This is a genomic window from Ureibacillus sp. FSL K6-3587, assembly GCF_038593165.1.
Classification (GTDB): domain Bacteria; phylum Bacillota; class Bacilli; order Bacillales_A; family Planococcaceae; genus Ureibacillus; species Ureibacillus suwonensis.
This window is the reverse complement of sequence record NZ_CP151969.1, coordinates 3330184-3351135: the sequence shown is the minus strand read 5'-3', so window position 1 is coordinate 3351135 and position 20952 is coordinate 3330184. Positions and strand designations below refer to the sequence as shown.

19 protein-coding genes, 1 pseudogene and 1 riboswitch are annotated in these 20952 nt (G+C 41.0%); of the genes and pseudogenes, 19 read left to right on the top strand and 1 reads right to left on the bottom strand.

Features of this window, described 5'->3' with window-relative positions; translation table 11 throughout:
- Nucleotides 1-221: 221 nt before the first annotated feature.
- The 7 genes and pseudogenes from sulP to NSS77_RS16525 form a co-directional block, all read left to right on the top strand.
- Complete coding sequence (sulP, locus tag NSS77_RS16555; RefSeq protein ID WP_342469725.1) at nucleotides 222-1943, top strand: sulfate permease; 1722 nt, start codon at nucleotides 222-224, stop codon at nucleotides 1941-1943.
- Nucleotides 1944-2450: 507 nt separating this feature from the next.
- Complete coding sequence (gene spoIIAA / locus NSS77_RS16550; protein ID WP_342469724.1) at nucleotides 2451-2801, top strand: anti-sigma F factor antagonist; 351 nt, start codon at nucleotides 2451-2453, stop codon at nucleotides 2799-2801.
- Nucleotides 2794-3237, top strand: a complete 444-nt coding sequence (spoIIAB, locus tag NSS77_RS16545; RefSeq protein ID WP_342469723.1) for an anti-sigma F factor — start codon at nucleotides 2794-2796, stop codon at nucleotides 3235-3237. Before spoIIAA ends, spoIIAB begins: the two co-directional genes overlap by 8 nt.
- Before the next feature lie 90 nt (nucleotides 3238-3327).
- Nucleotides 3328-4122, top strand: coding sequence for a SigF/SigG family RNA polymerase sporulation sigma factor (locus NSS77_RS16540; protein WP_342469722.1), 795 nt, complete (start codon nucleotides 3328-3330; stop codon nucleotides 4120-4122).
- Nucleotides 4119-5579, top strand: a complete 1461-nt coding sequence (locus tag NSS77_RS16535) for a spore germination protein (protein ID WP_342469721.1) — start codon at nucleotides 4119-4121, stop codon at nucleotides 5577-5579. Before NSS77_RS16540 ends, NSS77_RS16535 begins: the two co-directional genes overlap by 4 nt.
- 245 nt (nucleotides 5580-5824) lie before the next feature.
- Complete coding sequence (gene lysA, locus NSS77_RS16530) at nucleotides 5825-7150, top strand: diaminopimelate decarboxylase (protein ID WP_342469720.1); 1326 nt, start codon at nucleotides 5825-5827, stop codon at nucleotides 7148-7150.
- A 199-nt stretch (nucleotides 7151-7349) separates the two neighbouring features.
- A pseudogene (locus NSS77_RS16525) lies at nucleotides 7350-7703 on the top strand (GNAT family N-acetyltransferase); the annotation flags it as partial.
- A gap of 259 nt (nucleotides 7704-7962) precedes the next feature.
- Here the strand turns inward: NSS77_RS16525 and NSS77_RS16520 are convergent.
- Nucleotides 7963-8466 carry a DUF309 domain-containing protein gene (locus NSS77_RS16520; RefSeq protein ID WP_342469719.1) on the bottom strand — a complete coding sequence of 168 codons (504 nt, stop codon included), beginning with the start codon at nucleotides 8464-8466 and terminating at the stop codon, nucleotides 7963-7965.
- Nucleotides 8467-8520: 54 nt separating this feature from the next.
- On the opposite strand from NSS77_RS16520, the gene NSS77_RS16515 reads away from it, so the two are divergent.
- From NSS77_RS16515 to NSS77_RS16460, 12 genes are all read left to right on the top strand, one after another.
- Nucleotides 8521-9300, top strand: a complete 780-nt coding sequence (locus NSS77_RS16515; protein WP_342469717.1) for a segregation/condensation protein A — start codon at nucleotides 8521-8523, stop codon at nucleotides 9298-9300.
- Nucleotides 9287-9862: an SMC-Scp complex subunit ScpB gene (scpB, locus tag NSS77_RS16510; protein WP_342471317.1), complete on the top strand. Its 576-nt coding sequence runs from the start codon at nucleotides 9287-9289 to the stop codon at nucleotides 9860-9862. Before NSS77_RS16515 ends, scpB begins: the two co-directional genes overlap by 14 nt.
- 12 nt (nucleotides 9863-9874) lie before the next feature.
- Nucleotides 9875-10864, top strand: a complete 990-nt coding sequence (locus tag NSS77_RS16505; protein ID WP_342469716.1) for a D-alanyl-D-alanine carboxypeptidase family protein — start codon at nucleotides 9875-9877, stop codon at nucleotides 10862-10864.
- A gap of 161 nt (nucleotides 10865-11025) precedes the next feature.
- Nucleotides 11026-11757, top strand: coding sequence for a pseudouridine synthase (locus tag NSS77_RS16500; protein ID WP_342469715.1), 732 nt, complete (start codon nucleotides 11026-11028; stop codon nucleotides 11755-11757).
- Between the two features lie 105 nt (nucleotides 11758-11862).
- Entirely contained in the window at nucleotides 11863-12396 is a 534-nt protein-coding gene (gene resA / locus NSS77_RS16495) for a thiol-disulfide oxidoreductase ResA (RefSeq protein WP_342469714.1), read from the top strand.
- A 14-nt stretch (nucleotides 12397-12410) separates the two neighbouring features.
- Entirely contained in the window at nucleotides 12411-14063 is a 1653-nt protein-coding gene (locus tag NSS77_RS16490; protein ID WP_342469713.1) for a cytochrome c biogenesis protein ResB, read from the top strand.
- On the top strand, nucleotides 14060-15241 hold the full coding sequence (gene ccsB / locus NSS77_RS16485) for a c-type cytochrome biogenesis protein CcsB (protein ID WP_342469712.1): 1182 nt from the start codon (nucleotides 14060-14062) through the stop codon (nucleotides 15239-15241). The genes NSS77_RS16490 and ccsB overlap by 4 nt, the downstream gene beginning before the upstream one ends.
- Nucleotides 15242-15399: 158 nt before the next feature.
- Nucleotides 15400-16116: a response regulator transcription factor gene (locus tag NSS77_RS16480; RefSeq protein WP_141600962.1), complete on the top strand. Its 717-nt coding sequence runs from the start codon at nucleotides 15400-15402 to the stop codon at nucleotides 16114-16116.
- Nucleotides 16109-17893, top strand: coding sequence for an ATP-binding protein (locus tag NSS77_RS16475; RefSeq protein WP_342469711.1), 1785 nt, complete (start codon nucleotides 16109-16111; stop codon nucleotides 17891-17893). Before NSS77_RS16480 ends, NSS77_RS16475 begins: the two co-directional genes overlap by 8 nt.
- A 199-nt stretch (nucleotides 17894-18092) precedes the next feature.
- Nucleotides 18093-18626, top strand: coding sequence for an RNA polymerase sigma factor SigX (locus tag NSS77_RS16470; RefSeq protein WP_342469710.1), 534 nt, complete (start codon nucleotides 18093-18095; stop codon nucleotides 18624-18626).
- Nucleotides 18616-19812 (top strand): hypothetical protein, encoded by a 1197-nt coding sequence (locus NSS77_RS16465; protein ID WP_342469709.1) that lies wholly within the window; start codon nucleotides 18616-18618, stop codon nucleotides 19810-19812. Before NSS77_RS16470 ends, NSS77_RS16465 begins: the two co-directional genes overlap by 11 nt.
- Nucleotides 19813-19951: 139 nt before the next feature.
- A riboswitch (FMN riboswitch) is annotated at nucleotides 19952-20087 on the top strand.
- A 228-nt stretch (nucleotides 20088-20315) separates the two neighbouring features.
- Nucleotides 20316-20897 carry an ECF transporter S component gene (locus tag NSS77_RS16460; protein ID WP_342469708.1) on the top strand — a complete coding sequence of 194 codons (582 nt, stop codon included), beginning with the start codon at nucleotides 20316-20318 and terminating at the stop codon, nucleotides 20895-20897.
- The last annotated feature ends 55 nt before the right edge of the window (nucleotides 20898-20952 follow it).

The window sequence follows — 20952 nt, the reverse complement described above, 5'->3', positions numbered from 1 at the left end:
AGAATATTTGTAAACCAAAGATACAAAATACCCCAATTTATTTGGGTTTCTTTTAAAACTCTTTTTAATAAAAATCTAATTTTGCAAAACTCTCATATTAGATAAGAAGATTGACAGAATATTATTTTTTAATAAAAAATGTGACAATTTTATGAAAATTATATATTATAGAACTTAACAAAGAAAATTTAAGACATATAAAAGAAAAAAGAAGGGGTAAAATGGATAAAATATGGCGGGGTAGATTTGAAGGATATTCATTCAATTCTTTTAAAAGGGATCTAGTTTCGGGGACAATTGTTGGAATCGTAGCCATTCCGTTGGCGATGTCTTTTGCGATTGCTTCCGGGGTCAAACCGGAGTACGGAATTTATACGGCCATTATTGCGGGGATTCTTATTTCTTTGTTAGGGGGATCAAAATATCAAATCGGCGGGCCGACGGGGGCATTTGTTCCCGTATTGTTGGGAGTCGTGCTTGTCTATGGTTATGAAGATTTGTTGCTTGCAGGTTTAATGGCGGGTGTGATGCTCGTATTAATGGGTGTTTTTCGGTTGGGCATACTCATCCAATATATCCCTAGACCCGTGACAATCGGCTTTACAGCTGGAATTGCCGTCATCATTTTTACAGGGCAAATTGCCAATTTTCTCGGTTTAACCGGATTAAAGCAGCATGAACGTTTTATCGACAACATGCAAGAAATCGCAACCCATTTGAATACAATCAATATCTATAGCATCGTGGTAGCATTTTTGTGCCTGGTGACACTCCTCCTCACGCCCAAAGTGTTGCCAAAAGTGCCGGGGCCATTGATGGGCATTATTCTATCTTCTGTTGTTGCAGCCATCTTTTTTAATGGACAAGTGGCAACGATTGGATCAACCTATGGAGCGATTCCAAACACATTGCCGGAATTCCGGTTGCCGGAGATTACGGCGGATCGGATGGTTTCCCTGTTGGGGCCGGCTTTTGTCATTGCGATGTTGGGTGCGATTGAATCATTGTTATCTGCGGTTGTAGCGGATGGCATGACGAACAGCAAACACAATTCGAATCGCGAATTGATCGGACAAGGGATCGCGAACATTGTGACGCCACTCTTTGGCGGAATACCTGCGACAGGTGCTATTGCCAGAACAGCCACCAATATTAAGTTTGGCGCCGCTTCCCCTTTTTCCGGAGTCATTCATGGTTTATTCGTCCTTGTTACATTATTGTTGTTTGCGCCGCTTGCAGTGCATATACCGCTCGCGAGCTTGGCCCCTGTGTTAATGGTTGTCGCCTGGAATATGAGTGAACGGAAACATTTTGCCCATGTATTAAAATTGAAATCCGGTGACTCCCTTGTGTTGGTCATCACTTTTTTGCTTACCGTTTTTACAAGTTTGACCATCGCGGTCATGGTGGGATTATTGCTTGCCGTCATTTTATTTGTGAAGCGGATGAGCGATATGCTGATTGTGTCGAAAGTATTGCCGGACCATAAAAATAACGGGAAAGTACATTCCCATGTGGTAAGCGAAGCGCGGGATTGTCCGCAAATCAGCATTTACACGGTGGAAGGGCCGTTGTTTTTCGGTGCGGCCCAAACCTTTGAAGAACGGATTTTAAAATCCATCCATTATCATCCAAAAATCCTCGTGCTTCGCATGGGGAAAGTGCCTTTTATTGATGCGACGGGTGAGGCCTATTTGAGAAATATAGTCCGCAACTTCAAATCCCAGGGTGGAAAGCTCCTTGTAACAGGGGTGCAGCCAAGCATGAAGATGCTTTTGGATAAAAGCGGATTGACGAAAGAAATCGGGGAAGACAATTTCTTTGAACGCACCGGTGAAGCGATTGATTGCGCTTTGAGATGCATTAACCGGAATCAGTGCATCGGCTGCAAACATTTCGCATTCAGGGAATGTGAGGAATTATCAACAACCAAAATCAGCTAATTCAATCATGGGACTTAATGGCCAAATTTTGGCTCATTAAGTCTTTTTTATGTTTAAAATTCTTCCTATTTTTCCATACTAAAGCTGATTAGGTAATACCTTCTTATGTTTCATGAGGAGAGATGGTCTGTATCCTAAAAAATGGGAAAATGGAAGGTTCATAATAAGCAGCCATGCAAAATCAAGGTCTGCTTTCGGGAGTGGGAAGGTGATTGTACATAAGTTTCCTGGCCTCCCGGTTTATTGTCGAAACGGTTTCTGCCAAATAGTTGTCGCCATCCGGATGAGCTTGCAATCCGTTGGTTGACTTCCTCTGTTTATTCTTCGTTATTTCGCAAGCTCGTCATTCTGCATCGATCGGACAGGTGGTGGATGAAAAGAAGAAACAAGTAAAAATAAAAGTTTGTCGTATTTTTGCTAGTTTCAGCGAATTTCTTCTACTATTGTCAATCAAAAGGAATTTGGACGTGCTATGTGGAATTGCGAAGGGAGGAGGCGATGTAACGGATGAATTATGAAATCAATATGGAAAATGATATTGCAATTATCCGACTCTATGGCGAATTGGATCATCATGAAGCCGAAAAAATTCGAACAGACATTTCCAAAACGATTTTGAAAGGGAAATTACACACCATTATTTGGAATTTAGAGAGATTGAATTTTATGGACAGTTCAGGAGTTGGCCTCATCTTGGGCCGCATGCGGGAGTTGAATGCGGTCAATGGACAAACGATCATCCTCAATCCATCCAATACGATGAAAAAAATATTTCAATTTTCCGGGTTAAGCAAGTATGTGATGGAGGGTAAAGAAGAAGAGGCTATTTTATATGCAAGGGGGATTGTGAATGGATAATGAAATGACACTATCATTCGTAGCATTAAGCGAAAATGAAAGCTTGGCGAGAATTGCCATCACAAGTTTTGTGGCTCAATTGGATCCAACGATCGACGAACTTTCCGAATTTAAAACCATCGTATCGGAAGCTGTCTCCAATGCAATTATTCATGGATATGACGAGGATGGCAAAGGGATTGTCACAGTCCATGCGGTTCGCGAAGGCGATGTTGTTTCGGTTGCTGTGAAAGATGAAGGAAAAGGGATTCCGGATATTAAAAAAGCGATGGAGCCTTTGTTCACTACAAAACCGGATATGGAACGTTCCGGCATGGGCTTTACGATTATGGAAAGTTTCGCGGATCATCTTCAAGTGGAATCGGAACCGGGTGTTGGAACGGTTGTTACTTTTTCCAAAAAATTTCACTCCATGAAAATGAAGCAAATTTCTTAATTCCATCATGAAATTCAACACCCTTTTTTAAAGAATATTTTTCAAAATGGATGCCAATCTATTTAAGGGTATTTGGAAGAAGTAAGGGGGATGAGGACAATCGAACAGCCGTCCAATGTTTTGTTGACGCAGGAAAAAATGCGGGAGTTGATCAGGCTCGCACAAGCTGGAGATATGGAAGCACGGAAACAAATGATTGAAGGGAATACGCGGCTTGTTTGGTCGATTGTTCAACGCTTTGCTTCTCGCGGGGTAGAGCTTGAAGATCTATTCCAAATTGGTTGTATCGGTTTAATGAAATCAGTGGATAAATTTGATTTATCGTATGACGTTAAATTTTCAACCTATGCGGTACCGATGATTATTGGTGAAATACAGCGTTTTTTGCGTGATGACGGCATGGTGAAAGTGAGCCGCTCCATCCGGGAATTGAATTTTAAAATACGTCAAGTGACCGATGAATATTTAAAGACCAATGAGAAGCCACCTTCAGTCTCGGAATTGGCCGAAATGCTCGGTGTATCACAGGATGAAATCTTAATGGCGACCGATGCCATGAGAGATCCTGCTTCTCTCCATGAACAACTGTTTGAATCAGAGGGAGATTCCATCACGTTAATGGATCAAATGAAGGATGAAAAATCCGAATTGCCATTTCAATATATTTCTTTGAAAGAAGTGTTGAAAAAACTCGATAAGAGAGAGCAAGCGATTATTTACTTGCGCTATTATCACGATTTGACCCAGACGGATATCGCCGAAAGACTTGGCATTTCCCAAGTACAAGTCTCGAGGCTTGAAAAGAAAATTTTGGCCCAATTGAAAGAATGGATGGATACATCATCAACGACAACAAGAAAAACAAAAAAGACGGTGAATAAATGACGAACAGAATTTTTGCATCCAAAGAAGACGCAAAAGAATTCTTGTATTCAAAATTTGGAAAAGATGAATCTTTTGATGTTTGTATCAAAGATGTTTATGTGAAAAAATTACCGGTGTTATGCGTGTATATAAGCGGGCTTGTTGACGGAAGTACCCTCACTGATCAATTGGCTCCGCTTTACTTTGATAGCGATGATAATGGGCAAGTTCCGGCTGAGGACATCAATGACGACACTTATTTCGACAATACTTTCAATTTCTATGGAAAATCCGAGCCGAAAGACAAGGAAGAATTTTTGCTGGGTGTCTTAAGCGGCCAAGTAGGCTTTGTTACACTACATGGATTTGCCTATTTGTTAGAGTTGAGAAACTATCCAGGTCGTCAGCCGGAAGAGCCGGATAATGAAAAAGTCATTCGAGGTTCCCGTGACGGTTTTGCGGAAAATATTATGATCAATACGGCACTCATTCGCAGGAGAATTCGGAGTCCTGAGCTGCGATTTGAAATGCACAAAATCACTTCAAATGGCAGAACCGATGTAGCGATTGCTTACATTAAAGATATCGTCAATGATCAACATTTAAAATGGGTGAAACAAAGAATCGAAGAAATCAAACACGATGGATTGACAATGGCCGACAAAACCTTGGAGGAATGGATCTTTAAGCAAAAGTTCCATCCGGTGCCTTTTGTTCGATATTCTGAGAGACCGGACATCGTTGCTGCCCACCTCCTTGAAGGCCATATCGCCATCATTGTTGATACTTCCCCATCCGTCATTTTGCTGCCGATTACAATATTCCACTTGATGCAGCATGCGGAGGAATATAGGCAATCGGCACTTGTCGGTTCTACTGTTCGGCTGTTGCGCTATTCGGCCATTATTTTAAGTTTAACATTGATGCCTATATGGTATTTGCTGGCCACCCATGAAGAATATTTACCGGAAGCGCTTGATTTTATCGGTGCGAAAGAAGAATCGAATATACCGCTCTTGCTTCAAGTTTTCATTGCCGATTTAGGGTTGGAATATTTGCGGATTGCTGCGATTCATACACCAACGCCGCTATCCACTGCCATGGGGTTGGTAGCGGGCGTTATCATCGGGCAAATTGCCATCGATGTTGGATTATTCTCGCCGGAAGTGGTTCTTTATTCGGCGGTTGTAGCGATCTTTACTTTTGCGATTCCAACCTTTGAATTGAGCGTTTCCATTAAATATTTCCGTTTTATCGTGCTGGTGTTGACAGCTTTATTTGGACCAAGCGGATTTTTCATCGGCTTTTTCTTGATTTTTTCGTATTTCTGCTCACTTCGGCCGATGCAAATCCCCTATATGTGGCCGCTTGTACCGTTTTTCCCAAAAGCTTTCTTGAGGGTATTTATCCGATTCCCGATGGCGGACGATGCGCTCAGACCTTACATTGTCGGAGCGAAACAGCGAAAACGGACTTAAATTCTGTTGCGAAAGCCATGCGCCTATGTTAAAGTTCAAACATAATACTAAAAATTGCGGCTGTCCATTGTCGAAATATTCAATCTTCATCAAAATGAAAGCTTGCAGATGCGGGCTTTCCGATTTTGTAATTATTTTTTTCTACTGCTTTTTTAATAAATGGTATAAAATGGAGATTAAGAGATAGAAATGGTGTGATTATATTCATAGACATGGACAGCTTCATTGAATACGGAGGGGAATCTATGCACTTATTCGGAACACAAACAATCGGAGAAAATGGTCATTTACATATCGGTGGAGTTGATGCGGTAGAGCTTGCAAAAGAGTACGGAACTCCGGTAATCGTTTATGACCTCGAATTAGTCAGAAATCGGGCACGCGCATTTAGAGAAACGTTTGAAAAACATGGTGTGAAAGCACAAGTCGCATATGCTTCAAAGGCATTTTCATGTATCGCAATCTATCAATTTGTGAATGAGGAAAATTTATCTTTGGATGTCGTTTCCGGTGGAGAATTATATACGGCCCTAAAGGCAAACTTTCCGGTGGAACGCATTCACTTCCACGGAAACAATAAATCCTATGATGAATTGAATCTCGCATTTGATGCAAAAATTGGATGCATCGTAGTGGATAATTTCTATGAAATTGAGTTATTGAAAGAGATTTCCGAATCACGGAAACAATCTATGAATATTTTATTGCGGGTGACACCGGGGGTAGAAGCCCATACGCATGATTTCATCACAACAGGTCAAGCGGATTCCAAATTCGGTTTTGACTTGAATAACGGTCAGGCTGATGAAGCGTTTCAATTGGTTGTGGATCATGAATATTTAAATTTATTGGGTCTGCATTGTCATATAGGTTCCCAAATTTTTGAAACAGACGGTTTCAGTTTAGCCGCTGGAAAATTGATCGAAAAAATTGATGATTGGAATAAAAAATACAACTTTGAATGTAAAGTCCTCAATTTAGGAGGAGGTTTCGGTATCCGCTATACGGAGGAAGATCGTCCACTTGAACCTCATGTGTATGTGGAAGAAATGATCAAAACGGTGAAGGAAGAAACCGCAAAACGCAGTTTATCCATGCCGGAAATTTGGATTGAACCAGGCCGTTCTTTAGTGGGGGATGCAGGAACGACACTATATACGATCGGTTCACATAAAACCGTTCCAAATATCCGCGAATATATCGCCGTTGACGGAGGAATGAGCGACAACATCCGCCCGGCATTGTACGATGCAAAATACGATGCGGTGATTGCCAATAAAGCGAACGAACCAAAAGAATACAAATATACAGTTGCTGGTAAACTGTGCGAATCCGGTGATAAACTGATTGTGGATGCCCCACTTCAAAAAGCGGAACCAGGCGATATTCTTGCGATTTTCTGTACTGGCGCTTACGGATATTCAATGGCATCCAATTACAACCGCGTACCGAGACCTGCAGTTGTTTTTGTGGAAAACGGGAAACATCAATTGGCCATTCGCAGAGAAAGTTACGACGATCTCATCTTAAACGATATGGAATATCAATTAAATAAGGTGAATCAACTGTGAAAATTTCAAGATGGAAATTGCTAGGAATCCTCATTGCTTTTTGTTTAATATGGGCATTGTTTTACATTTTTTTCTTAATTCCAAGACTCGATTGACTTGTTGCGATTTGGCAATAATTGGATGAAATTTGATTCTTGAATTGAAATCGTGTACGATAATATAGAATGTTGTATGCGATAAGAAAACGAGGGAATGTACTATGTTAGTTCGTTATAAAAAATCACTCGAAAAAATAGCGATGGGATTACTTTCGTTTATGCCGCAGCAGAAGGATGTCAAAAAGCTGATGGAAACAATGCAGTCCTACGAACAAGAAGACAATTGGCAATTATATTTATGGAAAAATAATGACGAGTATGTTGGTATTGTTGGGGTTGTGGTGGAAGATTCTGTTGCGACGGTCCAACATATCACGGTCGTTCCTTCCTACCGCGGTGAAGGAATCGCGAAGAAAATGCTGAAGGAACTCATCGATTCCGGAAAATTTACGGAAATTAAAGCATGCGAAGAAACAGAACCTTTCGTTAATAAATGCTTATATAGCATAAAAGAGAGGCTGGGACAAAAGATAAAAAACACCATTTTCTCACGGGAGAAAAATGGTGTTTTTTTGATAATTGAAGAAAATTGATTTCCGTTCCGGGGACGCTTTCCGCGGGCCCGGCTCGAGCCTCCTCGGAGCTCAAACCTTCGCTCCTGCGGGGTCTCGAGACTCGGGCTGTTCCCGCAGGAGTCGCCCCGTCACTCCAATCAATTTTCTGTGATATCAATTTTTTACAAAAAATTTTTTTGCAGCTCGTTCACTTTATTAGTTATGTCCCAGCCTCATTTCTTTTTTCTTCCCTCTTTCTGAGAATATCTGAACGATCGCGCAGCATATGCTTATGAAGAAGATACTTCGTGGACAACACGGGAAGGGATTCAATTTTTTCATTGATTCGCTCTTCCAAAACCGTGTTTGTCACTTTGATTGAAAAAGGTTGAAATGGCTGTTTGTTTTCGATCGCCGCAATTGTTTTCAAACAATCATTACATAATTGCCGAAAATCGATATAATCAAAAAATGGATGGTTTGGATTGGACAAGAACTTTTCATAAGCCTTTCTCATGATTCTGGATGCGCCTTCCCAATTATTTCTGCGCCAATGGTACAATCCGGTGGCCATTTGGATATATCCAACGAGGGGATGCGCTTTATTTCCAGGTGCGATGGTCTTCCAATAATCCTCTAAAACTTCGTGACATTCAAAATAATCTTGATTACCATTGAAATATGCGCAAAAATCGATAAATGACGGATGAAATAAAGGGTGCATGGCCAGTAATCCCCTTTCTAAATTCATTTATAAAGAATTCAAGGTGTGTGACATATGTATGAAGTAAAATTGGATGCTTTTCAAGGTCCGCTTGATTTATTATTGCACTTAATTCAGCGTTTGGAAATTGATATATATGATATACCGATGGCGGAATTGACCGCCCAATATATGGAGCATGTCCGGGCAATGAAAGTGTTGGAGCTGGAAGAAGCCAGCGAATATTTGGTGATGGCAGCCACACTCCTCGCAATCAAGAGCCGAATGCTGCTTCCGATCCATGAAGGGGAAATGGAGGAGGCGGAATTTGAGTTGGATGAACCGGACCCTAGGGAAGAATTGGTATTAAAGCTGATTGAATATAAAAAGTTTAAAGAAGCGGCCACCCAATTGAGACAGATGGAGGAAAACCGGCCGGAAAACTTTACGAAACCGCCAAGCGACCTTTCCCCATATATGCCGGATGAGCAGCTTGCATTGTTCAATGCGGAAGTCAATGTTTACGATCTGCTTTACGCTTTTCAAAAAATGCTAAGGAGAAAACAATTGCGGAAACCGTTGAAAACAACGGTGAAGAAACAGGAAATTCCGGTAAAGGACCAAATGTTCAAAGTGGTGGAAATATTGAAAAAAAGGGGAGGCAAATCCAGCTTCTTTGAACTTTTCCCATACGAAGATAAAGCAACTATCATTGTAACCTTCTTATCCTTGTTGGAACTGATGAAACGACAAATCGTTTTTGTCGAACAGGAAAATAACTTTGAAGATTTGACCGTGATACTGCAGAAGGAGGAACTGACAGGTGAACTCGAAGATTTTGATGAGCAGGATTGAAGCATTATTGTTCGTAGTAGGAGACGAAGGATTGACGGTCAAACAACTGGCGGATTTATTGGATGTGGGAGAAGTGGATATAGAAGCGGGGCTGAGCGAATTAAAAACCCACTATGAAAATAATGCTGCATCGGGCCTTACCATTAAACAATTGGCGGATACATACTTATTAACAACAAAACCAGAATTGGCAAACACAATCAAAAAATTGGTCGAAAATCCGAACAGTAGTGTATTGTCAACCGCATCATTGGAAGTTTTGGCCATCATCGCCTACAAACAGCCGATTACAAGGGCGGAAATCGAAGACTTGCGCGGTGTAAAAAGCGAACGCCCTATCCAGACCCTGATTTCCCGCGGACTCATCCGGGAAGTCGGACGGGCAGAAGGGACAGGACGCGCAATTCTTTACGGAACGACAAAGGAGTTTTTAAATTACTTTGGCATATCCGAGCTTTCAGAACTTCCTCCATTGCCTGAAGGAAATATGGAAGATGAAAATGAGCATACGGATCTCTTCATGACAAAATTCCAGGAAGTATTTCAAAATGAAAATCAATAAAGGAGTGGCTGAGTGAAATTAGCAAAGTTGATGACCGCTTTTGCTGTTTCATTGACGTTCTATTTTTTGTTTCAACAAGTGGCGAAAGCTTCTTATGTAGTAATTGATGCAGATACCGGAAGAACATTGATTGGAAGCAATGAACATGTGAGAATGCCGATTGCAAGCCTTACAAAAATTTGGACGGCCCTGATTGCCATTGAAAACAGCAATTTGGATGACGAAGTTGTCATCTCCCGGGAAGCAGCCATGAGTGAAGGATCGTCCATTTATTTGGAGCCGGGAGAAGTTGTGCCGGTGGAAACATTGTTATATGGACTGATGCTCCGTTCCGGAAATGACGCGGCCTATGCTTTGGCGGAACATGCAGGCGGATCCGTTCAGGGATTTGTCGATTTAATGAACGAAAAAGCGATGTATTACCATTTGAATGAAACCTATTTTACAAATCCATCCGGCTTGCATCACGATCTGCATCTCTCAAGCGCCTATGACACAGCCCAAATGCTCCGAATCGCTTTGGAAAACGAAGATTTTTATAGAATTGCTTCCACGATTCAATATAAAAGCAATACAAAAAATGGAACCACTTGGCTGAACAAACATCGGCTGCTGAGGGAAAACGTCGGGGCGGTGGCCGGGAAAACGGGATATACAAAAGTGGCGGGAAGAACGCTTGCAACGTATTTTGAAAAGGACGATGAACGCATCATTGTTGTAACATTGAATGAAGCCAACGATTGGCAAGTACATAAGCAGCTTGCAAATCAAGTGTTCAAAGAGTATGATGTGAAAACCATTGTGAAAAAAGGAAAATATAAAGCAGCAAACAATATTACAGTCGAACTTAAAGAACCGATCCGGCTGCTGATTTCGGATGAAGAAGAGGACCAAGTAAGGAATGTATTGCACCTGTCCAGAAATAAAGATCGAGAGTTCGGTATTTGGCATGTGTTTCTAAACAACGAAAGCATTTATTCAACTAGAGTTACATTGAAATAGAATGAATAAAGCTGTCCGAAATTTTAATCATATATTTCGGACAGCTTTTCATTTTGCAAAATGAGTTCTTTTTCTTTAATATTGGAACAAAATATGACATAATTTTCAACAGTGATAAGGATCTTCATAATGAAAAGTTAGCATTGAGGGGTGAGTCATCGATGGAAAGGCTTCAAAAAGTAATTGCACAAGCGGGAATTGCCTCGAGACGGAAAGCGGAACAATTGATTTTGGAAGGAAAAGTGAAAGTGAACGGGGAGGTTGTCACAACCTTAGGGACAAAGGTTTCAAAGTCCGATGTGGTGGAAGTGGATGGCGTGAAAGTGGAACGGGAAGAAAAAGTATACTATCTGTTCTATAAGCCTAGGGGAGTCGTATCGACCGTATCCGACGATAAAGGAAGAAAAACCGTATTGGATTTTTTTAAAAATGTCGAGGAACGGATATTCCCGGTTGGCCGTCTTGATTATGATACATCCGGTCTTTTATTATTAACCAATGATGGTGAGTTCGCCAACTTAATGACCCATCCAAAATATAAAATCGAAAAAACATATATTGCACGATTAAAAGGAATCCCGAAATTTGAAGATTTAAAAAAATTGCGAAGGGGCATTATGCTTGAGGATGGCATGACGGCTCCTGCAAAAGTGGAATTAAAAAAATCGGACCGCAAAACCAATAAGTCGATTTGTGAAATCACGATCCATGAGGGGCGCAACCGGCAAGTTCGCCGCATGTTTGAAGCGATTGGAACGCCCGTCGTAAAATTGAAGCGGGAACGATTCGCCTTTCTGGATTTAAAAGGGTTGAACGCAGGCGAGTATCGTGAGTTGACGGCCCATGAAGTAAAACAATTACGGGTTCTTGCAGAAACAGGAAAAATTGGTTAGTACTACAACCATAGTGATAACCTTCATAAACATTTCATATTTGTCCTTGAAATATTTGCTATAATGAAAGAGATTTTAATGTTCTCTTTGCTGGGAGGTTGCGAAATGGACAAGAAAAAGAAACGTTCGATTATCAGAGGAATCATTCTTCTGGTGTTGGCTTGTGCGATTATTTATACGATATACAACTCGGCAACGAAAGAAAAAGTGGAAGCGTTGGCGGACGGCGATCAGGCACCGGATTTCGAATTGGTGGATTTGGAAGGCAATACCCATCGTTTGTCCGATTATAAAGGGCAAGGGGTTTTCTTGAATTTCTGGGGAACTTGGTGTGAACCATGCAAAAAAGAAATGCCTGCCATGGAACGCCAATATCAACAATTCAAAGATCAAGGTGTACAAGTTTTGGCCGTGAACATTGCCCAGTCAAAATTTGAGGTGCAAAATTTCGTAGATCAATATGACCTTACATTCCCAGTGGTCATCGACAAAACAAAAAGCGTGATGCAAGCTTATAATGTTGGCCGATTGCCAGCAACTTATTTGATCAGTCCGGATGGAAAAGTGAAAAAAATTCCTCCTGGTGAATTGTCTGAACAACAAATACAATCATTTATGGAGTCAATTAAGCCGGAATAGGGGTATTTTAAAATATGGAAAAAATCACATGTGTTTGTGGTCATGAAAATCCGTTTGGCACAAAGATTTGTGGAAAGTGCGGCAGACCACTGTCAGAAGATGCAAAAGCTCAAAAAATACTTGATATGCGGTATGATGGTTCGGCAATCCGCTCAAAGACGTATAACAAATCCATTATCGACAAAATCTGGAACTTCTTTTCCAGTGTAAAAGTCGGCGTTTCGTTAATTGTCATTACTTTAATCGCTTCTTCCCTTGGAACTTTTTTCCCTCAAAAATTTAATATCCAAGCGGCAACGGAAGCGGAAAAAGCGCTTTACTATGAGCAAAACTATGGAACCATCGGGAAATTATATTATGAATTAGGTTTTTCGGATATATTTAATTCATGGTGGTATCAGATTTTAGTAGGCCTTCTTGCCATTTCAATCATTGTTGCGAGTCTCGACAGAGGGATTCCTCTCTATAAATCGTTGAAAAATCAGCGGGTTAAGCGTCACGAAAGCTTTATGAAAAAACAAAGAATCGTAGCACAAGGACCGGTAACGGAAGGCGATCCATCCAAAACCCTTGATTTGATTTCCGAGAAAATGACACAATTGCGTTATAAAGTGCGTCGGGATGGAAACGCTTTATTGGCTGAAAAAAACCGCTTTGCCCGTTCTGGCCCATACATAAATCACCTGGGGCTCATTATATTTATCTTTGGGGTAATGCTGCGTTTTGTTCCTGGCTTCCACGTAGATGAAGCAATGTGGATCCGGGAAGGGGAGGTTCGCGCAATACCGGGAATGGAAGGTTATTTCCTGGAAAATGAACAATTCATTTTGGAAACATATGATAATGATCCAACGAGAGCACAGATTGAACAAGGTGTTGCCGCTATCCCGAAAAACTATCAAACCAACGTCAAACTTTATAAACAGGCAGAAGGTGCCCTTTTAGGGGACACGGAAAATATGGAACTGGTAAAAGAGTATTCCATTCGTGTAAACCACCCGTTAAAATATGACGGCTATTCCATTTATCAAATGGATTTCCGCCAAAATGAATTGAAAACAATGACATTCGAATTGACCCATAAAGAATCTGGAAAATCCCTGGGGTCATTGACGATTGACTTGACGGATCCGGATAAAGAATATGTTTTAGGAGAAAATACGAAAGTTGAAATATTGAACTATTATCCTGATTTTTCCGGAATGAAAGATGGGGTTCCTCAAACAGCATCCCAATATCCAAACAATCCGGCTTTCGTGTTCAAAATGACTACGCCGGATAAACCAAAAGGGGAAATCAGTTTCGTTTCAATTGGCGCCCCGCCTGTTGAAGCGGGAGAAAATGAATACAAAATGACGTTTAAAAATGTAGAAACAAGAAATGTTTCCGGATTAACAATCAAAAAAGATGTAACGATTCCAATATTGATTATTGGCGGTGCAATTTTCTTGCTTGGTTTGGCAATTGGTTCTTATTGGAATCATCGTCGCCTTTGGGTACAACAATTGGAAGATGGTACAATTATGCTCGCTGCCCATACAAATAAAAACTGGTTCAGTATCAAAAAAGATTTAGATATTGTTACAGATTATGCCCATTTACCAAAATATAGAGATCAACTTGAAGAAAATGGAGAGTCGGATAAGGAAGGTGACGATGTCAAATGAGTTTGATAGATATTAGCGGCAATCTGCTTTTTATCGCATTCTTTGCATATATTTTAGGAACGGTATTTATTGCCGGTTCCATCAAGCGAAATGATGGGGCGGCCAGCAGGGCGGAAAAGTGGGGCAAAATCGGTATTGTTGTTGCCATCATTGGTTTTATTGCCCAGCTCGGTTATTTTATTACCCGCTGGATTTATGCGGGACATGCTCCTGTAAGTAATATGTTCGAATTTACAACAGCCTTTGGAATGTTCCTTGTTGGAGCGTTCATATTAATCTACTTTATTTATCGTGTGAAAATTCTTGGGTTGGTGGCGTTGCCAATCGCTATACTATTCATTTCATACGCGACGATGTTCCCGACGGAAGTGACGCCGCTTGTGCCATCGTTGCAAAGCCACTGGTTGACGATACACGTTATAACAGCGGCAATCGGGCAATCCATCCTTGCCATCAGCGCCGTTGCCGGTTTGATTTATTTATTGAAAGAAGTGGATCCAAAAACGCCTTCAAAAGAACGTTTTTGGCTTGAAGCCATTTTATACTGCTGTGTTGTGATCATCGGGTTTATCGTTGTAACCATTACATTCCGCAGCATGGGGTATGAGGCGGAGTTCACTTATATTGATAAAACCGGCAAAGAAGCGGATATTGTTTATAACATGCCGGCCATCTTTGGGATGAATGAATATGATTTGAAAACGGATGGAGTGATGGAGCCTTTAATCGAAATGCCGGCACTCATTAATGCGAAAAAATTGACAACCGTTACTTGGTCGTTCATCGCAGGCACAATCATTTATTTGTTATACCGGTTAATCGCACGAAAACGCATTTGTGAACTTCTTCATCCTCTAGTAAAAAGAGTCAACATCAACTTGGTGGATGAAATTGGATACCGCTCGGTTTTAATTGGATTCCCTGTCTTCTCTTTAGGTGCTCTTGTCTTTGCCATGATTTGGGCGCAAATCGCTTGGGGCCGATTCTGGGGTTGGGATCCAAAAGAAGTTTGGGCGCTTATCACGTGGCTGTTCTATGCGGCTTATCTCCACTTGCGTTTATCCAAAGGCTGGGAAGGAAGAAAGTCAGCCTGGCTTGCCTTAATCGGTTTTGCCATCATCATCTTTAACTTAGTCTTTGTGAACCTGGTCATTGCAGGACTCCATTCATATGCATAAAACTATTAACTATTATCAACGTAAATAACGATGAAATATTAATAAATTGTGAAAGGTCTTCCCAAAAGTAGGGAGGCCTTCTTTTATTAGTCTTTAATTTTTATTCATAAAATTGTACAATGAGTATAGTAGATAAAGCAAAGAGAGGGGTTAACATCGTGTCTGAAAAAGTGTCTATTTTGGTTGTGGATGATGAAGACAGAATTCGTCGTCTATTAAAGATGTATCTTGAACGGGAAGGATACGAGGTAGATGAGGCGGAGAACGGGGAAGTCGCACTAAAAAAGGCATTAGAGAAAGATTATCATTGTGTTATTTTAGATATCATGATGCCTGAAAAAGACGGATTGCAAGTTTGCGAAGAGCTTAGAGAAAAAAAATCTACACCGATTATTCTCTTGACGGCTAAAGGCGAAGAAGCAAACCGGGTGCAAGGTTTTGAATTGGGTGCGGATGACTATATCGTGAAACCGTTCAGTCCACGTGAAGTAGTGTTGCGCGTGAAAGCGATTTTACGGCGTTCAAGTGCGTTGAACCAAGTGTCCAACACAACTGCTTCCAGAGATATCGTGGTATTTCCTCACTTGACGATCGATAATGATGCCCATCGCGTCACTTGTGATGGACAAGAAGTGAACTTGACTCCTAAAGAATACGAACTGCTTTACTTCTTGGCGAAATCGCCGGATAAAGTATTTGATCGGGAACAATTATTAAAAGAAGTATGGCACTATGATTTCTTTGGTGATTTGCGTACTGTCGATACGCATATAAAGCGCTTACGCGAAAAATTGAACCGCGTATCGGATAAAGCGGCGAAAATGATTGTAACCGTATGGGGCGTTGGTTACAAATTTGAGGTCATCAATGACTAGAATATGGAATAGTATTGTCGGGAAGCTATGGGCGACCATATTGCTTCTCGTTTCATTTGTGTTATTTATTTTTACAGTTGCCATGCTTGAATTTCTTGATGATTTCCATATCAAACAAGCGGAAAGCTCTTTGAAGCAAGCGGCAACGACCATCTCCAACATAGTAGCCCATACGGATATAGAGCAAATTACCGACGATTTATTGGATGATTTATTAAACGAAGATACAAATGCCTTTATCGCCCTCGATGATCAGACTGTCCTTTCCAGCTACCAATCTGGAATCAATCAGGAGGAAATAAGAAAGGATTTATTGGAATCGGATGAATTCCAAAAAATCTTTGAGGCCAGCGAACCGATTATCCGGCAAATGATTTTGCCTTCCCAAACGGAAGAAGATAAAATGGAGTCTTATTTCGTATTAGGTTATCCGTTGTCCATTGAGAATGAAGTACAGGGTGTTTTATTTATTTATCAAAACCCTTCAGCCCTTCACCAAACGACGAACCAAACAACCAAAATCGTCTTTGTGTCAGCGATAATCGCCTTTGTATTGACAACGTTTTTCGCCTTTTTCTTATCATCAAAGATTACACAACCCCTTCGGAAAATGCGGGAATATGCTTTTGATATTGCAAAAGGAAATTTTGACGAGCAGCTGCCGACAAACCAAAGCGATGAAATCGGACAGTTGGCTGTGGCATTCAATCAGATGGGACGTCAGCTGAAACATCATCTGGAAGTGATCAGCCAAGAAAAAGAACAATTGTTCAGCATCCTTACATCCATGACCGATGCGGTGATTACGTTTAACCGTGATAAAACCATTTTGCTCAGCAACCCGCCTGCGGAACGATTGTTGCAGCGATGGTTCATCCGAAATGGCATGAATAAAGATTTATTCTTGCCGGAAGAAATTTATGCCATGTTAGATCATGTATTAACATTCGAAGATAAGCTGGAAGAGGACTTGGAAATAGACGGTTCTTATTACCGAATCACCATCAGCCCGCTAAAAAGCAGCGGACAAGTGATCAGGGGAGCCATTGCGGTGATTCGCGATATGACGGAACAAATTAAATTGGACAAATTGCGTTCAGACTTTATTGCCAACGTTTCCCACGAATTGAGGACGCCGATCGCCATGCTGCAAGGATATTCTGAAGCCATCATTGATGGTGTGGTCGAATCGGAAGAAGAAAAGAATGAGATGATAAAAATCATTTATGATGAATCACAACGTATGGGACGTTTGGTTGCCGACCTGCTCGATCTGGCACGCATGGAATCCGGCCATACAACATTAGTGAAAGAAACGGTGCCGATTAATCCTGTTTTTGAACGTATTACGCAAAAGTTCAGTCAAGTGGCGAAGGAAAATTATATCCATTTGAATTTCCATACAGAATTGCCGGAAGATACGGTGATCAGCATCGATGAAGACCGTATTGAACAAGTATTGACCAATTTGATTGATAATGCCATCCGCCACACACCTGCAGACGGCAGTGTGACCGTATCATTGGAACAAGAATTGTCCTATTTGAAAGTCCAAGTAGCCGATACGGGAGAAGGCATTTCCAAAGAAGATCTGCCATTTGTCTTTGAACGTTTTTATAAAGCGGATAAGGCGAGAACGCGCAATAAAAAAGTCGGCACAGGCTTGGGTCTTGCCATCGCCAAAAATATTGTTGAAGCCCATAACGGAAATATCAGGGTGGATAGTGAAGTCGGAAAAGGGACAACCTTCACCTTCTATTTGCCGTTAAATGGATAAGAATTCGTGGATACTCCAGGTAAAGTTTGAAAATATTACTTGCGATTTAATCGAAGTATGGTACTCTATTACCTGGAGTAGAAGCGAATTCTTTTTTTACATTTTTTGCGAAAATTTTCTCTTTCACATTAATTTTTACTTTCATGTAACATTTTTGATTAAAAATCGACAAAATGAATAAGGATGGAGGTGGCATGGATTGAAAGAATCCATATTCCATCGACTGTATGATCAATATCATCAGGATGTGTTCCAATTTTTAGTGTATTTGGTAAAAGATCGATCGACAGCGGAAGACTTGTCCCATGAAGTGTATGTCCGGGTATTGAAGTCATATGAAAGGTTTCAAGGGAGAAGCTCAGAAAAGACGTGGCTTTTTGCGATTGCGAAAAATGTCGCGATTGATTACTTCAGGAAAAAAGCTGTCCGCTCTTCCCGTTCATATACCGCTTTTGATTGGGAGAGGGAGCAGCTTGTATCCCCCGTAAAATCGCCTGAAGCCTTTATCGAATTGAATGATGAACTGAGGCATCTGTTGGAAGCGTTGGAAAAGTGTACCGGAGATCAGCAACTGGTGATCATTCTCCGCTATTTTCAGGAACTGTCCATTGCAGAAACGGCAGCAATACTCAATTGGACGGAAGGAAAAGTAAAAACGACACAACACCGTGCCATAAAGCAGCTAAGGGAATTGCTATCAAATAAAAAGGAGGCGAATCAATATGAATCATGAGCATTGGGATGAAGAACGAATTGAAGAGTTGCTGAGCAAAGTTCCAAAAATTCATGATACCCGTTCAAAAGAAGAAGTGTTGGAACGATTGAAAAAGGACGGGGTTTTTGAAGAAGAGCCTCCAAAAAAATCGCCAAGAATCAATCTGTTGCCATGGATGATTGCTGCTTGTGCCGTATTATTCATCGCAATTCTGATCCCTTCTTTGATGAAAAAAGATTCAACTGCGGATGAGGCGTCGACTGCGAATGATTCATCCGGAGAGGACATGGGCATTCTGGGCGTCCCGGATAATCTTGAAGAACAGGAAAAATTCGTGAACGTGATGACGGTGGGAACGGATAACAGAACGGCTGTATATCCTGATCAAACGGAAGGGAACACCCTTTTCCGAATCGGTCTTGCAAGCAAAGATGCGGACAGCATACCGGTAACGATTGTGATTCCGAACGAAAAAATACTCGAAGATTTTGGAAAAAACGATCCGTCGCAAGTAGAAATGTACAAAGTATACGCTCCCCGATTAAACGAACAGGCATTGGGCTTTATCGACTATCATCCTTACGAGGGAGAAATCACCGAGAAGAATGGAAAAGTGATTCATGTTTTGCCGGAGAATCATCCATATGACGTTGCATCGGCAGCCCTTTCAACCTATTTTGCTACCTTGACCGACACTTTTTCTTCTTATAGTGAAGTGGAATTTGCCGATCAAAACCATCAACCAAAGATATTGAAAGAAGTGGGAAAAGAATATTCGCTTCAGATTACAAAGGAAACGACACAATATAGCTACTTCAAATATGTACAAGAGGATGGCTCCGCGTTTTTGGCGCCAAATTTCAGAGAAACTTTTCCGAATGTCGAAAAGGCGATGGAAGCATTAAAGGTGAATACCAATGATGTCTATCAATCGGTCATCTTGCCAAATGTCGATTATTCGGTCAGCGTTGAGAAGGATTTGGTGAAAATCACCTTTAAAGAACCTTTGGATCTTTTCAATTATAATCAAGTGGAAGCAATGCAAATGATTGAGGGGATGCTTTTGACTGCCGCAGGATTCAACAAGGCGGTACAGTTCGAAAACATTGTCCAATCGGAATGGGAAGGATTTGACTTCTCAAAACCATTGCCAATCCCGGTTGGTCCGAATAAATTGCCGTATACGGTATTGGAAAATGAATAAAAGTGAATGGAACTGGTGCATGGAAACGCGGAAAAAATACCGTTACATGAACAGGATGCCATATCATTTTTCATATCAATGAACATATTCCTTTACAAATATTCAGTATTCTCATATAATAAGGCTAAATTGAATAATGATTCATCTTCGGGGCAGGGTGAAATTCCCGACCGGCGGTGTTAGAACTTCGTGTTCTTAAGCCCGCGAGCTCATTTTGAGCAGGATTTGGTGAGATTCCAAAGCCGACAGTATAGTCTGGATGGGAGAAGATGGTACGGTCGTTTTTCGTTATGGACAGTCATTGCACATGACAGACTTGGTGTTGGATTTTTTTGTAATATCCAACGCGCATTTCTTCATGGTCTTTTTAGTCATGTGTTGTCTCTAATTGTATCCTTTTCTCCCTTATGCAAGTTCGCATAAGGGATTTTTATTTGTAACGAAGCCGACTGATGCCTTTCTTCTTGCGAGTTGAATCAACAAGCAAAGAGGAGAGAGTGTTAATGAAAAAGATGAAAGTGCGATCATTCGTAACAGTTGCAATGCTATCAAGCATCTCATTTATTTTGATGTTTTTAAATTTCCCGCTTCCGTATTTTCCTGTATTTTTGGAAATCGATTTCAGCGATGTTCCTGCATTGATTGCCGCCATTACAATGGGGCCGGTTGCAGGTATTCTGGTGGAACTTATTAAAAATATTTTGAATTGGCTATTTATCGGCGCACCGACAGGGGTACCGGTGGGACATATGGCAAACTTTGCGACAGGTCTCTTATTTATTCTGCCAGTTTATTATATTTATAAGAAAACCAATTCCATCAAAGGGTTAATTTTAGGACTGGTTGCAGGAACATTTTCCATGTCGATTGGCATGAGCGTTTTAAATTACGTCGCCTTCTTGCCGATGTACACGTATTTCTTGGGAATGGGAAGCTTTGATGTGAAGGAAACCATCGTTCTTGGCATTTTGCCGTTCAATATCATCAAAGGCATCTTATTGATGGTGCTTGTATTGATGTTGTTCAGAACGATGAGAAAATGGATAGAGAGCCAAAGGGCACAATATTTATTGCAAAAACAATAAAAAAGTAAGGGGAGTTTGCATGACGGCAAACTCCTTTTTTATGTTTTCGATTCAT

Bases quoted from the DNA above. Each gene is read 5' to 3' on its own strand.
- sulP (WP_342469725.1), top strand. From the start codon at position 222: ATGGATAAAATATGGCGGGGTAGATTTGAAGGATATTCATTCAATTCT.
- spoIIAA (WP_342469724.1), top strand. From the start codon at position 2,451: ATGAATTATGAAATCAATATGGAAAATGATATTGCAATTATCCGACTC.
- spoIIAB (WP_342469723.1), top strand. From the start codon at position 2,794: ATGGATAATGAAATGACACTATCATTCGTAGCATTAAGCGAAAATGAA.
- NSS77_RS16540 (WP_342469722.1), top strand. From the start codon at position 3,328: ATGAGGACAATCGAACAGCCGTCCAATGTTTTGTTGACGCAGGAAAAA.
- NSS77_RS16535 (WP_342469721.1), top strand. From the start codon at position 4,119: ATGACGAACAGAATTTTTGCATCCAAAGAAGACGCAAAAGAATTCTTG.
- lysA (WP_342469720.1), top strand. From the start codon at position 5,825: ATGCACTTATTCGGAACACAAACAATCGGAGAAAATGGTCATTTACAT.
- NSS77_RS16520 (WP_342469719.1), bottom strand. From the start codon at position 8,466: ATGCACCCTTTATTTCATCCGTCATTTATCGATTTTTGCGCATATTTC.
- NSS77_RS16515 (WP_342469717.1), top strand. From the start codon at position 8,521: ATGTATGAAGTAAAATTGGATGCTTTTCAAGGTCCGCTTGATTTATTA.
- scpB (WP_342471317.1), top strand. From the start codon at position 9,287: ATGAGCAGGATTGAAGCATTATTGTTCGTAGTAGGAGACGAAGGATTG.
- NSS77_RS16500 (WP_342469715.1), top strand. From the start codon at position 11,026: ATGGAAAGGCTTCAAAAAGTAATTGCACAAGCGGGAATTGCCTCGAGA.
- resA (WP_342469714.1), top strand. From the start codon at position 11,863: ATGGACAAGAAAAAGAAACGTTCGATTATCAGAGGAATCATTCTTCTG.
- NSS77_RS16490 (WP_342469713.1), top strand. From the start codon at position 12,411: ATGGAAAAAATCACATGTGTTTGTGGTCATGAAAATCCGTTTGGCACA.
- ccsB (WP_342469712.1), top strand. From the start codon at position 14,060: ATGAGTTTGATAGATATTAGCGGCAATCTGCTTTTTATCGCATTCTTT.
- NSS77_RS16475 (WP_342469711.1), top strand. From the start codon at position 16,109: ATGACTAGAATATGGAATAGTATTGTCGGGAAGCTATGGGCGACCATA.
- NSS77_RS16465 (WP_342469709.1), top strand. From the start codon at position 18,616: ATGAATCATGAGCATTGGGATGAAGAACGAATTGAAGAGTTGCTGAGC.
- NSS77_RS16460 (WP_342469708.1), top strand. From the start codon at position 20,316: ATGAAAAAGATGAAAGTGCGATCATTCGTAACAGTTGCAATGCTATCA.